We start from the raw sequence: 18,714 nt of genomic DNA, 5'->3' as shown, positions 1-18,714 counted from the left end.
TCACCTGGGGGCCGTCGCATCGGAGGGCACGGACCTCGTAAGGTCTTCCACGTGTTGGAGGAGATGCGGATACGGTCGCTCGGGGTCATCGACGACGCCGTCGTCGAGCTGTCGCCCGGGTTCACCGCGGTGACGGGCGAGACCGGCGCCGGCAAGACCATGGTCGTGACGAGCCTCGGGCTGCTGCTCGGCGGGCGGGCCGACCCGGCCCTCGTGCGGATCGGGGCGGGGTCCGCGGTGGTCGAGGGCCGCATCGCGCTGCCCCCCGGCGCGCCCGCCGCCGTCCGGGCCGAGGAGGCCGGGGCCGAGCTGGACGACGGGGCGCTCCTCGTCACCCGCACCGTCTCGGCCGAGGGCCGCTCGCGCGCGCACCTCGGCGGGCGTTCCGTGCCCGTGGGGCTGCTCGCCGAGCTCGCCGACGAGCTGGTCGCCGTGCACGGGCAGACCGACCAGCAGGGCCTGCTCAAGCCCGCCCGGCAGCGCGGCGCGCTCGACCGGTACGCGGGCGAGGCCGTCGCCGGCCCGCTGGCCGCGTACGGCGAGGCGTACCGCCGGCTGCGCGCCGTCACCGCCGAGCTGGAGGAGCTGACCACCCGCGCCCGCGAGCGGGCCCAGGAGGCGGACCTGCTGCGCTTCGGGCTCGCCGAGATCGAGGCCGTCGAGCCCCGGGCCGGCGAGGACGCCGAGCTGGCCGCCGAGGCCGAGCGGCTCGGTCACGCCGAGGCCCTGGCGTCCGCCGCCGCGCTCGCGCACACCGCGCTGGCCGGCAACCCCGAGGACCCCGAGGCCGTCGACGCGACGACCCTCGTCGCCGGGGCCGGGCGCGCGCTGGAGGCCGTACGGTCCCACGACCCGGCGCTCGCCGCGCTCGCCGACCGGATCGGCGAGATCTCCATCCTCCTCGCCGACGTCTCCGGCGAGCTCGCCGGCTACGCCGACAACCTCGACGCCGACCCGCGCCGTCTCGCCGCCGTCGAGGAGCGCCGCGCCGCGCTCACCCAGCTCACCCGCAAGTACGGCGCGGACGTCGCCGCCGTGCTCGCCTGGGCGCAGGAGAGCGAGGCCCGGCTCACCGAACTCGACGGCGACGACGACCGGATCGGCGAGCTGACCGCGGAGCGCGACGCGCTGCGCGCCGAGCTGTCCGGGCTCGCCCAGGCGCTCACCGACGCGCGGACGGAGGCGGCGGCGCGGTTCGCCGACGCCGTCACCGCGGAGCTCGCCTCGCTGGCGATGCCGCACGCCCGGGTCTCGTTCGACATCCGTCAGGTCGAGGCGGCGGACGGCATCGAGGTCGGCGGGCGGACCGTCGCGTACGGGCCGGCTGGCGCGGACGAGGTCGAGCTGCTGCTCGCCCCGCACCCGGGCGCGCCGCCGCGGCCGATCGCCAAGGGCGCGTCGGGCGGTGAGCTGTCCCGCGTGATGCTGGCGGTCGAGGTGGTCTTCGCGGGGACGGACCCGGTGCCGACGTACCTCTTCGACGAGGTCGACGCGGGCGTGGGCGGCAAGGCGGCCGTGGAGATCGGCCGCCGGCTGGCGAAGCTGGCGAAGTCCGCGCAGGTCGTGGTCGTCACCCACCTTCCGCAGGTGGCGGCGTTCGCCGACCGGCAGCTGCTCGTCGAGAAGACGAACGACGGCTCGGTCACGCGCTCCGGCGTGACCGCCCTGGAGGGCGAGGACCGCGTCCGGGAGCTGTCCCGGATGCTGGCCGGCCAGGAGGACTCGGAGACCGCCCGTGCCCACGCGGAGGAACTCCTCGCCACGGCCCGCGCGGAGGGCTGACCCGCCCGCCCCTGCCACCGCCCCCTAGGCTGATCACATGATCGGCAAACAGGGCGGGGCGGGGGCGTTCGTGCTGGCCGCGGGGGTGACCCGGGGGGTCTACGAGGCGCTCAGGCGCGGCGGGCCGGGCGGGGCGCGGCTGCGGCGGCTCAATCACGCGGGCCGTGACGTCGAGTTGTACGCCGGGCCGGCGACCGCGCTCGGCGCGGCCGTCGCGGCCGCCGCCGCGGGGAGCCCGCCGGCCGCGTTCGCGGTGCTCGCCGCCGGGGCCTGCGGGGCGTACGACGACGCCAGGGGCGACCACCGGCGCGGCTTCCGGGCGCATCTGGGCGCGCTGCGGCGCGGGGAGGTCACCAGCGGGGCCGTGAAGCTCTTCGGCATCGGCGCCGCCGGGCTCGTCGCGGGCGCGCTGATGAAGGAACGTCCCGTCGACAAGGTCCTCGCCGGCGTCGTCGTCGCCGGCACGGCGCACCTCGTCAACCTGGTGGACGTACGGCCCGGCCGTGCCCTGCTCGGCGTCCTGGCGCTCGGCGCGCCCGGTCTGCTGCGCGGGCCGGAGGCCGCGGCCCCGATGGGCGCGGCCGCGGCGGTCCTGGCCGACGACCTGGGGGAGCGGACGATGCTCGGCGACGCCGGGGCGCACGCGCTGGGCGCCGCCGTCGGCGCGGCCGTCGTCGCCGGCAACGGCCGGCTCGGGCTGGCCGCCCACGCGGCGGCGTTGGTGGCGGCGGCGGTGTGCGGAGACGAAGTCTCTGAGCTGGCTCGCTCACCCATGTGAGTGATCCCGTCCGGCGAGTTCGGGCGGCGGACACGGGAACGTGGCCCCTTCGGTGCCGGAACGTGCGTACGGGCTGGCATCCTTGGGCGCGTGACTCAGCTGCGTACGGTCCAAGTGCTGGGCGGCGGCAGCGCGGGCAGCAGCGCTCACGTCAGGTCACTCGCCGCGGGGCTCGTGGCGAGGGGCGTGCGGGTGACCGTGTGCGCCCCGGCCCACCTCGACCGTGACTACGACTTCCTGGGCGCCGGCGCCCACTTCGTGCCGGTGCCGCGCCGCAGCGACCCGGCGACGGTGGCGCAGCTGCGCAACGCGTGCATCGGGGCGGACGTGGTGCACGCCCACGGGCTGCACGCGGGCCTGCGGACGGCGCTGGCCCTCGCGGGACTGAGCGGCGGGACGCGGACGCCGTCGTACACGCCGGTCGTGATGACCTGGCACGTGCGCAGCCACGCGGACGGGGCGCGGGGCGGGCTGCTGCGGCTGATGGAGCGCAGGGCGGTGCGGGCGGCGGCGGTCGTGCTGGGCACCTCGTCGGAGCTGGTCGACCGGGCGCGCCGCCGCGGGGCCAGGGACGCGCGGCTGGCTCCGGTGAGCATGCCGGTGTCGCACGGCCCGGTGTGCCTGCACGACGGGAAGGCACGGGCCGAACTCGGCGCGGTGGACCGGCCGTTGCTGATGGCCGTGGGCGCGCTGGAGCCGGGGCGCGGGTACCGGCTGCTGCTGGACGCGGCCCGGGTGTGGCGCGCGGCCGATCCGCAGCCGCTGCTGGTGATCGCGGGGGAGGGGCGCGAACGGGCGGCGCTGCAGCGCCGGATCGACGAGGAGGCGCTGCCGGTACGGCTCCTGGGGCGGCGGGACGACGTGGCGGAGCTGCTTGCGGCGGCGGACGTCGCGGTGCTGCCCTCGCGCTGGGAGGCGCGGTCGCTGCTCGCGCAGGAGGCGCTGCGGCTGGGGGTGCCGCTGGTGGCCACGGCGGTCGGCGGGGTGCCGGAACTCGTGGGCGACGCGGCGGAGTTGGTGCCGTACGGGGACCCGGCGGCGCTCGCCGCGGCGGTCTCGGGCCTGCTGGCCGACCCCGACCGCCGCTCGCACCTGGCCGCGGCGGGGCGGGTGCAGGCGGCGACCTGGCCCACGGAGGACGAGACCATCGCCCACGTCCTGAGCGTCTACGACGAACTGACCGCCCGCTGAGCGCTCGGCGCCGGCCGCGCCCCGCGTCCCCGCCGGCTACCCCACGTGCCGCCGCGCCCTCAGGGCCAGGGACAGGGCCAGGACGACCTGGGGGTCGTCCAGGTCCGTGCCGAGGAGTTCGGCGATGCGGGCCAGGCGGTTGTAGAGGGTCTGGCGGTTGAGGTGCAGTTCGCGCGCCGTCTCCGCCTTGCGGCCCGCGTGCGCCAGGTACGTCTCCAGGGTGGGCAGCAGCGGGGGACGGGACGTGGCGTCGTGGTCGCGCAGCGGGCCGATCGCCCGCTCCACGAAGGCCGCCAGGTCCTCGTGGTCCCGCAGCCGCCACAGCAGCAGGTCGATGTCGAGGCGGCGCGCGTCGTACCAGGGGCGGTCCGACAGGCCCTGCGCCGCCGTCGCCGTCTCCGCCGCGTGCCGCAGGCCCGCCGAGGCCGCCGCCCAGCCGCCGGGCACGCCCACGACCACGACCGGCGGATGCGCGCCCGCCCTCTCCAGGCCGGCCCGCTCCACGCCCGCCCGCAGCGCCGCCGCGACCCGGTCCGCGACCGCCGTGCGCTCCGACTCCGAGCGCAGGCCCAGCAGCAGCGGCACCCGGCCCTCCACCGGGCGGACGCCCAGCAGCACCGGGACGCCCACCGACGACAGCTCCTCCAGGACCGCGCGGGCCAGCAGCGCCCAGTTCCCGGCCGGACCCAGCTCCGCGGCCAGCCGCATCACCACCGGCAGCAGCGGGCCCTCGCCCGGCTTGAAGCCGAGGACCCGTGCCTGCGCCGGCGCGTCCTCCGCCGTGATCCGCCCCTCGGCCAGGTCCGTCAGGAAGTCGCCCCGGCCGCGCGCGGCGAGCTCCTCCTCCTGCCGCGCCTGCATGAGGACGACCGCCAGGATGCCCGCGGCCCGCTCCGCCGCCATGCGGTGCACCGGGGCCAGCGGCCCCGACACCGACAGCAGGACCAGCCGCGCCCGTACACTGCCCGACCCCGGCCCGCCGCCGGGGACGTCCACGAGCACCGAACCGACCGGCGGGCCGGACTCGCGGGCCGCCCGCTGGCCGCGCAGGCCCTCCCACACCTGCAGCGGGTCCGCAGGCCCGGACTCGGTGCCCGCCGCGTACAGCAGCCGCCCGTCCGCGGTCTCCAGGAACACCGGGTTCGCCGCGAAGTCCGCGAGGATCCGCAGCACCTGCGGCACCCCGCCCCCGCCGAGCAGTGCCTCCGTGCACTGCCGGTGGACCTCCTCCGCCTGCCGCAGCAGCGCGTAGTGGCCGTTGACGATCTCGGTGTGGATCTCCTCCGTGACCGCCACGAACGGCACCTCGCGGTGCAGCTGCACCAGCGGCAGGCCCGCCGCCCGGGCCGTCTCCACGATCGTCGCCGGCAGCCGCGCGAACCGCGGCCCCAGCTCCACCACCAGCGCCGCGATCCCCCGCTCCGCGAGCCGCCGCACGAACGCCCGCTGCTCAGCCGGCCGGGTCCCGAGGCCCAGCCCCGTGGTCAGCAGCAGCTCGCCGCCCTTGAGCAGCGAGGCGATGTTGGGCACCTCGCCCGCGTGCACCCAGCGCACGGTGCGCTGCAGCCGGTCCGCGCCCGCGACGACCTCGGGCAGCCCGCCGCGCAGCCCGGGAAGTTCGAGGGCCCGCTGTACGGTGATCCCGCCCTGGTTGTCCATGGAGCCGGACGCTACCCGCGTCCGCGTTTCCGGGACATCACCCCACGGTCACGGCACCCGACAGTTCGCCCTCGGGGGCGACAACTCGTCGCCCCGTGGCGGGAATTGTGCGACCGCATGTCGATTGTGGCCTGCGTCACGCACGAGGATGCTCTCGCGCCATGGCAGACAACCCCACCCCGGCGGCCGCCGCCGCCCCCGAGGTCCACAGGCTGAAGGCGAACTCGGTCGGCGTCGTCGGCGTCGTTTTCATGGCCGTCGCCACCGCCGCGCCGATCACCGCGATGACCGGAAACCTCCCCATCGCCGTCGGTTTCGGCAACGGCACCGGCGCACCCGCCGGCTATCTCTTCGCCACCCTCGTCCTGACCGTCTTCTCCGTCGGCTACGTCGCCATGGCGAAGCGGATCACCGCCGCCGGCGCGTTCTACGGCTACATCTCGCACGGCCTCGGCCGGATCGCCGGCATGGCCTCCGGCATGCTCGCCGTGCTCGCGTACATCGTCTTCGAGGCGTCGATCGTCGGCGTCTTCTCCTACTTCGCGAAGACCACCGTCGCCGACCAGCTCGGCGTCGACCTGCCGTGGATCGTCTACGCGGCGGCCATGCTCGCCGTCACCGCCGTCCTCGCGTACTTCGACATCAACCTCACCGCCAAGGCGCTCGGCGTCATGCTGGTCGCGGAGATCGCCGTCCTCTTCGCGGTCGCCACCGCCGTGCTGCTCTCCGGCGGCGGCCCCGACGGGATCCCGGTGGAGCCGGTCAACCCGGCGAACGCCTTCACCGGGACCTCCGCCGGACTCGGCCTGTTCTTCGCTTTCTGGTCCTGGGTGGGCTTCGAGTCGACCGCCATGTACGGGGAGGAGTCCCGGGAGCCCAAGCGCGTCATCCCGCGCGCCACGCTGATCTCCGTGATCGGCGTCGGCCTGTTCTACATCTACGTCTCGTGGATGACGATCGCCGGGAACGGGCTCACCGGCTCGGTGAAGCTGTCCTCCTCCGCGAACCCGCTCGACCTGTTCTTCGCGCCCACCGAGTCCTTCATCGGCGGCTGGGCCGTCGACGCCTTCCAGTGGCTGCTGCTCACCGGCTCCTTCGCCTGCGGCATGGCCTTCCACCAGTGCGCCGCCCGCTACCTGTACGCCATCGGCCGCGAGGGCTTCCTCCACCCGGCCCTCGGGCGGACCCACCCGAAGCACGGCTCGCCGTACCTCGCCTCGTACGTGCAGAGCGCCATCGCCGTCGTCCTCGTCGGCGCCTTCTGGCTGACCGGCCAGGACCCGTACATCCACCTGTACACGCTGCTCGCGATCCTCGGCACGATGGCGATCCTCATCGTGCAGACCCTGTGCTCCTTCGCCGTCATCGGCTACTTCCGCAAGAACCACCCCGAGGACCGGCACTGGTTCCGGACCCTCACCGCCCCGCTGCTCGGCGGCATCGGCATGACCGCCGTGGTCGTGCTGCTGATCGCCAACATGGAGACCGCGGCCGGGCTCGCCGCGGACTCGCTCTTCTACGCGGCCATCCCGTGGATCGTCGGGTTGGTCTTCCTCGGCGGTCTCGGCCTCGGCCTCTACCTCAAGGCCCGCCGGCCCGAGCGCTACGAGATCATCGGCCGGATCGTCCTGGAGGACGCCGCCGAGCGCGCGGACGAGGACCCGGCGCCCGCGCCCGCCGCCGTACCGCAGAGCTGAACCCCGGCCCCCGATCCCGGGGGCCGGCCCCCTCCCACTCCAGGAGCGCCCCATGGCACGCACCAACCCGATGCACCTCCTGAAGCGACTGGCCGCCGAGCACGCCGACGCCCGGCGGCTGAACGTCCCCGTCGACGAACTGCGCGGCATGAGGGCCGACGCCGTCGGCCGGCGGTCCCTCCTCAAGTACGCGGCCGCCGCCGGACTCGCCGCCTCCGCCGCCGCGGCCGTCTCGCGCCCCGCCGCCGCCCGCGCCGTCACCCCCGCCCGCGTCGCCGTCGTCGGCGCCGGGATCTCCGGCCTGACCGCCGCCCTCACCCTCCAGGACGCCGGGCTCGCGCCCACGCTGTACGAGGCCAACCCGTCCCGCGTCGGCGGCCGGATGTGGACCCAGCGCGGCCACTGGGCGTACGGGCAGACCTCCGAGATCGGCGGGGAGCTCATCGACACCAGCCACAAGAAGATGCTCGAACTCTGCCGCCGCTTCGGCCTGCCCGTCGAGGACTTCCTCGGCGGCGGGCCCACCGGCGCCGAGGAAGTCCTGTGGTTCGACGGCGCGTACTACCCGCGCCACCAGGCCGACGAGGACTTCAAGGCGGTCTACCAGGCGCTCCACCGCGACCTGATCGAGGCGGGGGAGGTGAAGTGGAACCAGACCACCCCCACGGGCACCGCGCTGGACGACATGTCGATATACGAATGGATCGAGTCACGCGTCCCCGGCGGCCACGCCTCGCCGCTCGGCCGCTTCATCGACGTCGCCTACAACGTGGAGTACGGCGCCGACACCACCGAGCAGTCCTCACTCGCCCTCGTCCTGCTGATGGGCTATCAGACCAATCCGGGCCACTTCAACATCTGGGGCCTGTCCAACGAGCGGTACCACATCACCGGCGGCAACGACCGGCTCCCGAACGCCATCGCCGGCGCGCTCGCCCCCGGAACCCTGCGCATGGGCTGGTCCCTGACCGCCGTGCGCGCCAACGCCGACGGCACCCAGACGCTGACCTTCGAGGAGGCCGGCGCCGTCCGCACCGTCACCGCGGACCACACCGTCCTGTGCGTCCCGCTGCCGATCCTCCAGCGCCTCGACCTCAGCCGGGCCGGCTTCGACCCGCTGATGACGAACCTGCTGCGGGACGCCCGCATGGGCTACTGCACCAAGCTGAACATGCAGTTCGGCAGCCGCCCCTGGCGCGGCACCGGCCCCTGGCCCGGGGTCTCGGCCGGCGACTGCTTCACCGACTCCGAGGTGCAGCAGACCTGGGACACCACCAAGATCCAGGGCGGCACCGGCGGCATCCTCATCCAGTACGGCGGCGGCAGCCTCGCCAGGGCGCTGACCCCCGCCGCGCCGTTCTCCACCGAGTCCGACCCGTACGTACGGGACCTGGTCGCCCGTCACCTCAGGGGCATCGACGCGTTCTTCCCAGGGACGTCGAAGGCGTACACCGGGCGCGCCCAGCTCTCCGCCTGGCACCGCAACCCGTACACCCTGGGGGCGTACTCCTGCTGGCCGGTCGGCTATCTGCACCGGTACGCCGGCTACGAGGGCACCGCCCAGGGCCGGATCCACATCGGCGGCGAGCACTGCAGCTACGACTTCCAGGGCTTCATGGAGGGCGGCGCCACCGAGGGCGAGCGGGCCGCGCGGGAGGTGATCGCCGCGCTGTCCTGAGCCGCTTCAGGAGGTGGTCGGCACGATGTTGTGGTTGTGGCGGAACACGTTGTCGGGGTCGTACTGCGCCTTCACGGCGGCGAGCCGCCGGTAGTTCTCCTCGCCGAAGGAGTTCACCACCCGCTGCTCGCCCTCGACCCCGACGAAGTTCAGGTACACCGAGTCGACCGCCCACGGCCGGGCGTCCGCCCGCACGTCGCGCACCCACTGGACCGCCGGCTCGTCCAGGGCCGGGTCCTCCCAGGTGGCGAACGGGTGCACCGCCCAGGGCGCGGTGCGCCAGGGCTGCGGCCACCGCGCCGCGCCCCCGGCCACCGCGCCGCCCAGCATGAACAGCACGTGCTGGGTGGCCGTGCCGGCGGGGATCGCCGCCCCGCGTGCGCAGTACTGGTCGACGGCCTCGTCGGGGAACCCCGTCAGGTACTCGGCCGACCAGTAGTTCCGCAGGCCCGGCGGGTCGTCGAGCATGGACTGCAGCTCCGCGTACGGCACGTCCTGCACGATCTCCACCACCGGCCGCAGCGCGAACAGCGGCTCGGCGAACTCGCGCAGCTCCCCGACCGGCCCGGCGTACGTGAACAGCGTCCCGCACACCAGCCGGCCCACCAGCTCCTCGGGCACGAACGGCTCCGCCGGCGCGGGCATGTAGATCACCCCGCCGCCGTACCCGTCCGGGGCGCCCTCGGCGAGGTCCCGGAAGGTGCGCACGATCTCCGGCGCGTCGTCCGGCAGGAAGAACAGCATCGCCATGCTCATCCGTGGCAGCTCGTGCAGCCGCAGCGTCAGCGAGGTCGCCACCCCGAAGTTGCCGCCGCCGCCGTGCAGCGCCCAGAACAGCTCGGGGTTCTCCTCCGCGTCCGTGTGGACGTGCTTGCCCTCGGCCGTGATCAGGTCCGCCGCCAGCAGGTTGTCGCTGGCCAGCCCGAACTTGCGCTCCAGCCAGCCCGAACCGCCGCCGAGCGTGAAGCCGCCGACGCCGGTGGTCGACACCCGCCCGCCGGTGGTCGCGAGCCGGAACGGCGCGCACGCATGGTCCATCTGCCCCATCATGGTGCCGCCCTCGACCCGGACGGTGAGGTCCTCCGGGTCCACCACCACCGTGTGCATCCGGCGCAGGTCGACCACCAGCGCACCGTCGACCACGCAGGTCCCGGCGACGCTGTGGCCGCCGCCGCGCACCGCGATCGGCAGCTCCGCCTCCCGGCCGAAGAGGATCGCGTTCGACACGTCCGCCTGGCTCGCGCACTGGGCGATCACCGCGGGCCTGCGGTCGATCATGCCGTTGTGGATGACGCGGGCCTCGTCGTAGCCCGGATCGCCGGGCACATACACCTCGCCGGCCAGATCCTCGACGAGGCCGGCCAGGGCGCTTTCGGAGACGTGGGGACCCATGGGAGCCCCCCTTTCCGCGAGGGGCGACAGGACCTTCCCATCGTAGGTCGGCCGCCCCCGGCCCGCGCCCCGGCCGCGTACGCCCGCCCGGCCGCGTACCCCCGCTCAGCCCCCGTACGCCCCGCTGGCCGTCAGCCGCAGGGCGGTGTCGATCAGCGGCACGTGGCTGAACGCCTGCGGGAAGTTGCCCACCTGCCGCTGCAGCCGCGGGTCCCACTCCTCCGCGAGCAGCCCCAGGTCGTTGCGGAGCGCCAGCAGCCGTTCGAAGAGCCTGCGGGCCTCGTCCACCCGGCCGATCATCGCCAGGTCGTCCGCCATCCAGAACGAGCACGCCAGGAACGCGCCCTCGTCGCCGGGCAGCCCGTCCACGCCCTCCTCCGCGCCCTCCGTCGGGTAGCGCAGGATGAACCCGTCCTCCGTGGACAGCTCCCGCTGGATCGCCTCGATGGTGCCGATCACCCGCTTGTCGTCCGGCGGCAGGAAGCCCACCTGCGGGATCAGCAGCAGCGAGGCGTCCAGCTCCTTCGAGCCGTACGACTGCGTGAAGGTGTTCCGCTCCGGGTCGTAGCCCTTCTCGCAGACGTCCCGGTGGATCTCGTCGCGCAGCTCCGCCCAGCGCTCCAGCGGCCCCTCCGCGTCCCCGGACTCGATCAGCTTGATCGTCCGGTCGACCGCCACCCAGGCCATCACCTTGGAGTGCACGAAGTGCCGGCGCGGGCCGCGGACCTCCCAGATGCCCTCGTCGGGCTGGTTCCAGTGGTCCTCCAGGTACTGGATCAGCCGCACCTGGAGCAGCGAGGCGTAGTCGTTGCGGGACAGGCCCGTCATGTGCGCCAGGTGCAGCGCCTCGGTGACCTCGCCGTACACGTCCAGCTGGAGCTGGCTGGCCGCGCCGTTGCCGACCCGGACCGGGGCGGAGTTCTCGTACCCCGGCAGCCAGTCCAGCTCCGCCTCGCCGAGCTCCCGCTCGCCGGCGATGCCGTACATGATCTGCAGGTTCTCCGGGTCGCCGGCCACCGCGCGCAGCAGCCACTCCCGCCAGGCGCGGGCCTCCTCGCGGTAGCCGGTGCGCAGCAGCGAGGACAGGGTGATCGCCGCGTCGCGCAGCCAGGTGTACCGGTAGTCCCAGTTCCGGACGCCGCCGATCTCCTCCGGCAGGGAGGTGGTGGGCGCGGCGACGATGCCGCCGGTCGGGGCGTACGTCAGGGCCTTCAGGGTGATCAGGGAGCGGACCACGGCCTCCCGGTACGGGCCGTGGTACGTGCAGTGCTCCACCCACTCGCGCCAGAAGTCCAGGGTGGCGTCCAGGGAGCCCTCGGGGTCCGGCAGCGCCGGCTCCTCCTTGTGCGAGGGCTGCCAGGTCATGGTGAGGGTGACCCGCTCGCCGGGCTCCACGGTGAAGTCCGAGTACGTGGTCAGGTCCCGGCCGTGGGTCTCGGCGTCCATGTCCAGCCAGACGGAGTCCGGGCCGGCCACCGCGACCGTGCGTTCGCCGATCTTGTGGACCCAGGGCACGATCCGGCCGTAGCTGAACCGCATCCGCAGCGCGGAGCGCATCCGGACCCGGCCGCTGACGCCTTCCACGATCCGGATCAGCTGCGGCGCGCCGTCGCGCGGGGGCATGAAGTCGGTCACCCGGACCGTGCCCTGTCCGGTGTCCCACTCGGACTCCAGGACCAGTGAGTCGCCCCGGTAGCGCCGCCGGTCGGCGGGCGGCGGCGCGCTGCCGTCGGGGACCGCCGGCCCGATCCGCCAGAAGCCGTGCTCCTCGGTGCCGAGGAGCCCGGCGTAGACGGCGTGCGAGTCGAAGCGGGGCAGGCACAGCCAGTCGACCGACCCGTCCCGGCAGACCAGGGCTGCGGTCTGCATGTCTCCGATGAGTGCGTAATCCTCGATGCGCCCGGCCACGTGCATCTCCAGTCGAACGGCCACGTCCGCCCCGCGGGGCGCTGCTTGCAAGGTAAGCGATGGTCAGCGGGTCAAGGGTCGTTGACGAGACCTGTTCGACCGGTTGACAGCGGGGGTGTGCCGTTGGCCGGCCCGGCTCGGCAACGTGTCCGAGCAGAATACGTCGCACCCTAGTGATGCGCGCGGTCGTCCCGACAACGCCGCTGCTCCGTCCGAGGGAGCGAAAAGTGGCCGTTCGGGTGGGAGGAACGGATTGTCGGGTGACCTGATGGTGAATTCACCTCCCGGCGCGCCGCCGTCCGTCGCCGTGCGTGTGCACCCATGTGCCCCGTGTGGCCGGAAGCGGTCTCTCTTCGTCGCTGATACCCTGGTACCCCGTGGACCGGTGGGAAACGGCATCAGCCGAGGACCCCGAAACCGCAGCGACGGCGCCCCCGGAAGTCTCCGGAGCGGCCGCCGGTACGCACCTTCAGAACGCGACCACGGGAGCCCCCTCTTGGCGATGCCGCCCAACACCACGACGACCAAGCACATCTTCGTCACCGGGGGTGTCGCCTCCTCCCTCGGCAAGGGCCTGACCGCCTCCAGCCTGGGTGCGCTCCTGAAGGCGCGGGGCCTGCGGGTCACCATGCAGAAGCTCGACCCGTACCTGAACGTCGACCCCGGCACGATGAACCCGTTCCAGCACGGCGAGGTGTTCGTCACCAACGACGGCGCCGAGACCGACCTGGACATCGGCCACTACGAGCGCTTCCTCGACGTCGACCTCGACGGCTCGGCCAACGTCACCACCGGCCAGGTCTACTCCCAGGTCATCGCCAAGGAGCGGCGCGGCGAGTACCTCGGCGACACCGTCCAGGTCATCCCGCACATCACCAACGAGATCAAGTCCCGGATCCGCCGCATGGCGACCGACGACGTCGACGTGGTGATCACCGAGGTCGGCGGCACCGTCGGCGACATCGAGTCGCTGCCGTTCCTGGAGACCGTCCGCCAGGTCCGCCACGAGGTCGGCCGGGACAACGTCTTCGTGGTGCACATCTCGCTGCTGCCGTACATCGGCCCCTCCGGCGAGCTGAAGACCAAGCCGACCCAGCACTCCGTCGCCGCGCTGCGCAACATCGGCATCCAGCCCGACGCGATCGTGCTGCGCGCCGACCGGGACGTGCCCACCGCCATCAAGCGCAAGATCTCGCTGATGTGCGACGTGGACGAGGCCGCCGTGGTCGCCGCCATCGACGCCAAGTCGATCTACGACATCCCGAAGGTGCTGCACACCGAGGGCCTGGACGCGTACGTCGTGCGCAAGCTCGACCTGCCGTTCCGCGACGTGGACTGGTCCACCTGGGACGACCTGCTCGACCGCGTCCACAACCCGGAGCACGAGGTCACCGTCGCGCTGGTCGGCAAGTACATCGACCTGCCCGACGCCTACCTCTCGGTCACCGAGGCCATGCGGGCCGGCGGCTTCGCGAACAAGGCGCGGGTCAAGGTCAAGTGGGTCACCTCGGACGACTGCAAGACCCCGGCCGGCGCGGCCAAGCAGCTCGGCGACGTCGACGGCATCCTCATCCCGGGCGGCTTCGGCGACCGCGGTGTGAGCGGCAAGGTCGGCGCGATCCAGTACGCCCGCGAGAACAAGGTGCCGCTGCTCGGCATCTGCCTGGGCCTGCAGTGCATCGTCATCGAGGCGGCCCGGAACCTGGCGGACATCCCCGAGGCGAACTCCACCGAGTTCGACCCGGCCACCGCGCACCCGGTCGTCTCCACGATGGAGGAGCAGCTCGCGTACGTGGAGGGCGCCGGCGACCTCGGCGGAACGATGCGCCTGGGCCTGTACCCGGCGAAGCTCGCCGAGGGCTCGGTCGTCCGCGAGGTCTACGGCGACCAGCCGTACGTGGAGGAGCGCCACCGTCACCGCTACGAGGTGAACAACGCCTACCGCGCCGAGCTGGAGAAGAAGGCCGGTCTGGTGTTCTCCGGAACCTCCCCGGACAACAAGCTCGTCGAGTACGTCGAGTACCCGAAGGAGATCCACCCGTACCTGGTCGCGACCCAGGCGCACCCGGAGCTGAAGTCCCGCCCGACCCGCCCGCACCCGCTGTTCGCGGGCCTGGTGAAGGCCGCTGTGGAGCGCAAGACCGCGCAGTAACGGCACTTGTTACCGTTGCCGGGGTACGGGTCCCTTTCGGGACGCGTACCCCGGTTTCGTGTGTGGGAGGACGGACGCTGATGAAGTTGCAGGACACCCCCGAGGAGTGGCAGGTCGTCGCGACGGCGACGCCCTTCCAGGGGAACAAGACCAGCGTCCGCACGGACGACGTGGTGATGCCCGGGGGGACGGTCGCGCGCCGCGACTACCAGGTCCACCCCGGTTCGGTCGCGGTGCTCGCGGTGGACGACGAGGACCGCGTCCTGGTGCTGCGTCAGTACCGGCACCCCGTGCGGCACAAGCTGTGGGAGATCCCGGCGGGCCTGCTCGACGTGCCCGGCGAGAACCCGCTGCACGCGGCGCAGCGCGAGCTGTACGAGGAGGCGCACGTCAAGGCGGAGGACTGGCGGGTGCTGACCGACGTGTACACCACGCCGGGCGGCTGCGACGAGGCGGTGCGGATCTTCCTGGCGCGCGGTCTGTCCGAGGCGGAGGGGGACCGGTTCGAGGTCGCCGAGGAGGAGTCCGACATGGAGCTCGCCCGGGTGCCGCTGCCGGAGCTGGTGCGCGGGGTGCTCGCCGGCGAACTCCACAACAACTGCCTGGTGGTGGGCGTGCTGTCGCTGACGGCGGCCCGCGCCGGCGAGGGCCTGGAGGCGCTGCGTCCGGCCGAGGCGCCCTGGCCGGCGCGCCCGTTCGAGGCGTGAGGTCCGACGGCGGGGCGGGGGACACCCGCCCCGCCGTACCGGTGTGACGATCTGCTGATCCGATCGGGCGATCTGTCCGCCGCGCTCCGCCGGGGCGGCACCCGTGGCTGAACTACGCTCGTGATCGCCCGTGCGGAGCCCCCGCGGGATCGGATCGTGTGCGCGGACAGACGGGAGCGTGGCCCGTGTCGGATCAGGCGGTGGCGACCGGTGACGTGCGTCGATTCTTCGGCAGGCAGCGGGAGTTGAAGGCGCTGCGCGCCGACATCGAACGGGCGGGACTGGACACCCTGGCCGGCCGCAAGGCCCCCCGCGCCCGGGTCCTGCTGGTCGCCGGACGCCCCGGCTCCGGCCGTACCGCGCTGGCCGAGGAACTCGTCGCCGGACTGGCGGGCGCCTACCCCGACGGGGTGTTGCGCGCCCGGCTCACCGAGTTCGGCGGCGCCCCCGTGCCCACCGAGCGCACCGCCCGCGACCTGCTCGACGCCCTCGGCATCGCCGGACCCGCCGGGGCCGACGGCGACGAACTGACCGAGATCCTGCGCGAGGCCCTCGCCGTCCGCCGCACCGTCCTGCTGCTCGACGACTGCGTGGACGCCGAACAGGTCGACCCGCTGCTCCCCGACAACCCGGAATGCCTGGTCGTCGCCGTCGCGCAGGGCCCGCTCACCGGTATCCCCGACGTACGGCCCTGCACCCTCGGCGGGCTCGACCCCAAGTCCGCGATCGAACTGCTGGAGAGCTACACCGGCTCGGTACGGATCACCGTGGACCCGCAGGCCGCCGAGACGCTCACCGAGGTCTGCGGCGGCAAGCCCGCCGCGCTGGTCCTGGCCGGCTCCTGGCTGGCCGCCCACCCCAAGTCCTCCGTCGCCGACCTCGCCAAGCGGCTGCGCGCGCTGACCGGCGAACCGCAGGACCGCGCGTTCCGGCTGCTCCACGAGTCCCTGCCGCAGCCCGCCGCCCGGATACTGCGTCTGCTCGCCCTCGCCCCGCTGGGCCTCGCCGACGCCCACACCGCCTCCGCGCTGGCCGGCTGCTCCGTCTCCGCCGCCGCGACCACCCTGGCCGACTTCGCCCGGCTGGGGCTCGTCCGCCGGGCCGACGACGAGCAGTACCAGGTGCCCGGACACCTGGCGGCGCCGCTGCACGCCCTCCTGGAGGAGAAGGACCGGCCCGCCGAGGTGCAGCTCGCCCGGGCCCGGATGCTGGAGCGGACCGTACGGCTGCTGCAGTCCTGCCGCGCCGTGACCGAGCCCGAGGGCTCGCCCGCCCGCCGCCGGCTCGCCGGGCAGCCGCGCGCCCTCAGGTTCCCCGGCGCGCCCGCCGCCGCCCGGTGGCTGACCTCGCGCCGCCCGGTGCTGCTCGCCTCCGCCCGCCTCGCCGTCGCCGACGGGGAGCTCGACACCCTCGCGCGCCGGCTGGTGTCCGCCCTGGTCCGGGCCCTGGCCGCGCACCGCGGCGCGGAGGCCGCCGCCCCCGACCTGTACGGGCTGCACGGGCTGGTCCTGGACGTCGCCGAGCGCCGCGGACTGCACCGGGAACGCGCCGCCGCCCTGCTGAACCTCGGCGACCTGGACGCCGCGACCGGCCGCACCGAGGCCGCCCTGGTGCGCTACCGGACCGCGCTCGACGCCGGACGGGCCGCGAACGACCCGTACGCGATCGGCCGCGCGATGGAATCCGTAGGAGGTTCCTACCAGGAGCTGGGGGACTGGCAGCGGGCCGGCGACTGGTACTCCCGGGCGCTGGCGCACCGGCTCGCCCGCGACGAGCGCGCCGACCAGGCCCGGCTGTACGGCCGGCTCGGCGCGGTGCTCACCTACTCCGGCCGCTACGGCGAGGCGCTGCGGAACTGGCGCGCGGCCGCCGCCGGCCACCGCCGGCTCGACGATCTGCCCGGCTACGCACGGGCGTTGAGCGAGGCCGCGCGGGTCCAGGAGTACGCCGGCCGGCCCGAGGAATCGCTGCGGACCTGCGAGGAGGCGGTGGAGTGGGCCCGGCGCGCCCGCGACGAGCGGCTGCAGGCCGCCCTGCAGCTGAGGCTGGCCGACACCCTCGACCGGCTCGGCGATCCCGCGGCGGCCCGGCTGCACCGGGCGGCAGCCGAGAGGTTCCTTGGAACTGACTCTTCCGCCTACGAAATCCGTAGTGCTTCTCGTGAGGATTAGTTGTTTGTAAGGCTAGACAGCGGGAAATCCTTCATTAGACTGGGTCCGCCGCGATGGAACGCGGTCTGTCCCGGTGCGCAGCGATGCATCCGGGTATGTATGGCATTGCTCCACCTTTCCCCCTGATTCAAGGACCGTGATCGACGATGAAGGTCGGCATCCCCCGCGAGGTCAAGAACAACGAGTTCCGCGTGGCCATCACCCCCGCCGGTGTCCACGAGCTCGTCCGCAACGGCCACCAGGTCTTCATCGAGCAGAACGCCGGTGTCGGCTCGTCCATCACCGACGAGGAGTACGTGGCCGCGGGCGCCGAGATCCTCGGCACCGCCGACGAGGTCTGGGCCACCGCCGACCTGCTGCTCAAGGTCAAGGAGCCCATCGCGGAGGAGTACCACCGCCTCCGCAAGGACCAGACCCTCTTCACCTACCTGCACCTGGCCGCGTCCAAGGAGTGCACCGACGCCCTGCTGGCGTCCGGCACCACCGCGATCGCCTACGAGACCGTCGAGACCGCGAACCGCGCCCTGCCGCTGCTCGCCCCGATGTCCGAGGTCGCGGGCCGCCTGGCCCCGCAGGTCGGCGCGTACCACCTGATGCGCTCGGCCGGCGGCCGCGGCGTGCTCCCCGGCGGTGTCCCCGGCACCCACGCCGGCAAGGCCGTGGTCATCGGCGGCGGCGTCTCCGGCTGGAACGCCACCCAGATTGCCGTCGGCATGGGCTTCCACGTGACCCTGCTCGACCGGGACATCAACAAGCTGCGCGAGGCCGACCGGATCTTCGGCACCCAGGTGCAGACGATCGTCTCCAACGCCTACGAGCTGGAGAAGGCCGTCGTCGAGGCCGACCTCGTCATCGGCGCCGTCCTCATCCCGGGCGCCAAGGCCCCGAAGCTGGTCACCAACGAGCTCGTCGCCAAGATGAAGCCCGGAAGTGTCCTTGTCGACATTGCCATCGACCAGGGCGGCTGCTTCGAGGACTCCCACCCGACCACCCACGCCGAGCCGACCTTCCAGGTCCACAACTCGGTCTTCTACTGCGTCGCCAACATGCCGGGCGCGGTGCCGAACACCTCCACCTACGCCCTCACCAACGCCACGCTGCCCTACATCGTGTCGCTGGCGAACAACGGCTGGGCCGAGGCGCTGCGCCGCGACGCCGCGCTGGCCAAGGGCCTCAACACCCATGACGGCAAGGTCGTCTACAAGGAGGTCGCCGAGGCTCACGGCTACGAGCACGTCGAGCTGAACGCCCTTCTGGGCTGAGCCGAGGCCGCCCGGGAGCCCCGGGCCGAGCTTCGCCGACGGTGAGTCAATCCCCGCCGTCAACCTCACGCGTCCGGCCGGACCTTGTCGAGCAAGGTCCGGCCGGATGTGTGTCCGGCCACGTTCCGGCCCGGGTTCAACTCGCCTCGAACGTAACCCTTTAACCGTTTCGCACACCCCTGAAACGTGTGGATGCATGCTTGTGCACCCTTGACAGAGGGATGTTCGGTTGCCGACACATCGGGCCGGGTCCGGTGGATTGTGTTGCTGCGGACCGGTGACACGCCATAGAGTCGCCAACCGTCGGCATGGTGCCACGCTGACCTATCGATAAATG

At 73.4% G+C, this 18,714-nt stretch carries 12 protein-coding genes; 9 read left to right on the top strand and 3 right to left on the bottom strand.

All coding sequences use genetic code 11. The features are described 5' to 3' along the window. Positions 1 to 63 precede the first annotated feature (63 nt). The 3 genes from recN (at position 64) to ACNJ93_RS05905 (ending at position 3,751) form a co-directional block, all read left to right on the top strand. The gene (gene recN, locus ACNJ93_RS05915; RefSeq protein WP_418961323.1) at positions 64 to 1,782 is read left to right on the top strand and encodes a DNA repair protein RecN; all 1,719 of its coding nucleotides are present in this window, start codon (positions 64 to 66) and stop codon (positions 1,780 to 1,782) included. 37 nt (positions 1,783 to 1,819) lie between these two features. Then, positions 1,820 to 2,560 (top strand): hypothetical protein, encoded by a 741-nt coding sequence (locus ACNJ93_RS05910; RefSeq protein WP_418956268.1) that lies wholly within the window; start codon positions 1,820 to 1,822, stop codon positions 2,558 to 2,560. A 90-nt stretch (positions 2,561 to 2,650) separates the two neighbouring features. Further along, positions 2,651 to 3,751 (top strand): glycosyltransferase family 4 protein, encoded by a 1,101-nt coding sequence (locus ACNJ93_RS05905; RefSeq protein ID WP_418956267.1) that lies wholly within the window; start codon positions 2,651 to 2,653, stop codon positions 3,749 to 3,751. A gap of 36 nt (positions 3,752 to 3,787) precedes the next feature. Here the strand turns inward: ACNJ93_RS05905 and ACNJ93_RS05900 are convergent, their stop codons facing one another. After that, entirely contained in the window at positions 3,788 to 5,410 is a 1,623-nt protein-coding gene (locus tag ACNJ93_RS05900; protein ID WP_418956266.1) for a PucR family transcriptional regulator, read from the bottom strand. Between the two features lie 161 nt (positions 5,411 to 5,571). On the opposite strand from ACNJ93_RS05900, the gene ACNJ93_RS05895 reads away from it, so the two are divergent. Continuing rightward, positions 5,572 to 7,107, top strand: coding sequence for an APC family permease (locus tag ACNJ93_RS05895; RefSeq protein WP_418956265.1), 1,536 nt, complete (start codon positions 5,572 to 5,574; stop codon positions 7,105 to 7,107). A gap of 52 nt (positions 7,108 to 7,159) precedes the next feature. Continuing rightward, complete coding sequence (locus ACNJ93_RS05890; protein ID WP_418956264.1) at positions 7,160 to 8,785, top strand: flavin monoamine oxidase family protein; 1,626 nt, start codon at positions 7,160 to 7,162, stop codon at positions 8,783 to 8,785. A gap of 6 nt (positions 8,786 to 8,791) precedes the next feature. Here ACNJ93_RS05890 and ACNJ93_RS05885 read toward each other — a convergent pair whose 3' ends face one another. After that, positions 8,792 to 10,177 carry an FAD-binding oxidoreductase gene (locus tag ACNJ93_RS05885; protein WP_418956263.1) on the bottom strand — a complete coding sequence of 462 codons (1,386 nt, stop codon included), beginning with the start codon at positions 10,175 to 10,177 and terminating at the stop codon, positions 8,792 to 8,794. Between the two features lie 105 nt (positions 10,178 to 10,282). Beyond that, a complete protein-coding gene (locus ACNJ93_RS05880) occupies positions 10,283 to 12,085 on the bottom strand; it encodes a glycoside hydrolase family 15 protein (RefSeq protein ID WP_418961322.1) in 1,803 nt (600 codons plus the stop codon). Between the two features lie 502 nt (positions 12,086 to 12,587). Here ACNJ93_RS05880 and ACNJ93_RS05875 point away from each other — a divergent pair. The 4 genes from ACNJ93_RS05875 to ald all read left to right on the top strand — a co-directional run bounded on the left by ACNJ93_RS05875 (position 12,588) and on the right by ald (position 18,377). Next, positions 12,588 to 14,237, top strand: coding sequence for a CTP synthase (locus ACNJ93_RS05875; protein ID WP_418956262.1), 1,650 nt, complete (start codon positions 12,588 to 12,590; stop codon positions 14,235 to 14,237). 80 nt (positions 14,238 to 14,317) lie between these two features. Beyond that, positions 14,318 to 14,944: an NUDIX domain-containing protein gene (locus tag ACNJ93_RS05870; RefSeq protein WP_418956261.1), complete on the top strand. Its 627-nt coding sequence runs from the start codon at positions 14,318 to 14,320 to the stop codon at positions 14,942 to 14,944. Between the two features lie 185 nt (positions 14,945 to 15,129). Further along, entirely contained in the window at positions 15,130 to 17,115 is a 1,986-nt protein-coding gene (locus ACNJ93_RS05865; RefSeq protein ID WP_418956260.1) for a tetratricopeptide repeat protein, read from the top strand. A 146-nt stretch (positions 17,116 to 17,261) separates the two neighbouring features. Next, the gene (gene ald / locus ACNJ93_RS05860) at positions 17,262 to 18,377 is read left to right on the top strand and encodes an alanine dehydrogenase (RefSeq protein WP_418956259.1); all 1,116 of its coding nucleotides are present in this window, start codon (positions 17,262 to 17,264) and stop codon (positions 18,375 to 18,377) included. Positions 18,378 to 18,714 lie beyond the last annotated feature (337 nt).

Origin of the sequence: Streptomyces tritici, from assembly GCF_048500665.1 — a bacterium.
GTDB classification, from domain to species: Bacteria; Actinomycetota; Actinomycetes; order Streptomycetales; family Streptomycetaceae; genus Streptomyces; species Streptomyces tritici.
Note: the sequence above shows the minus strand (reverse complement) of the source record. Positions and strands in the feature narration are given on the sequence as shown.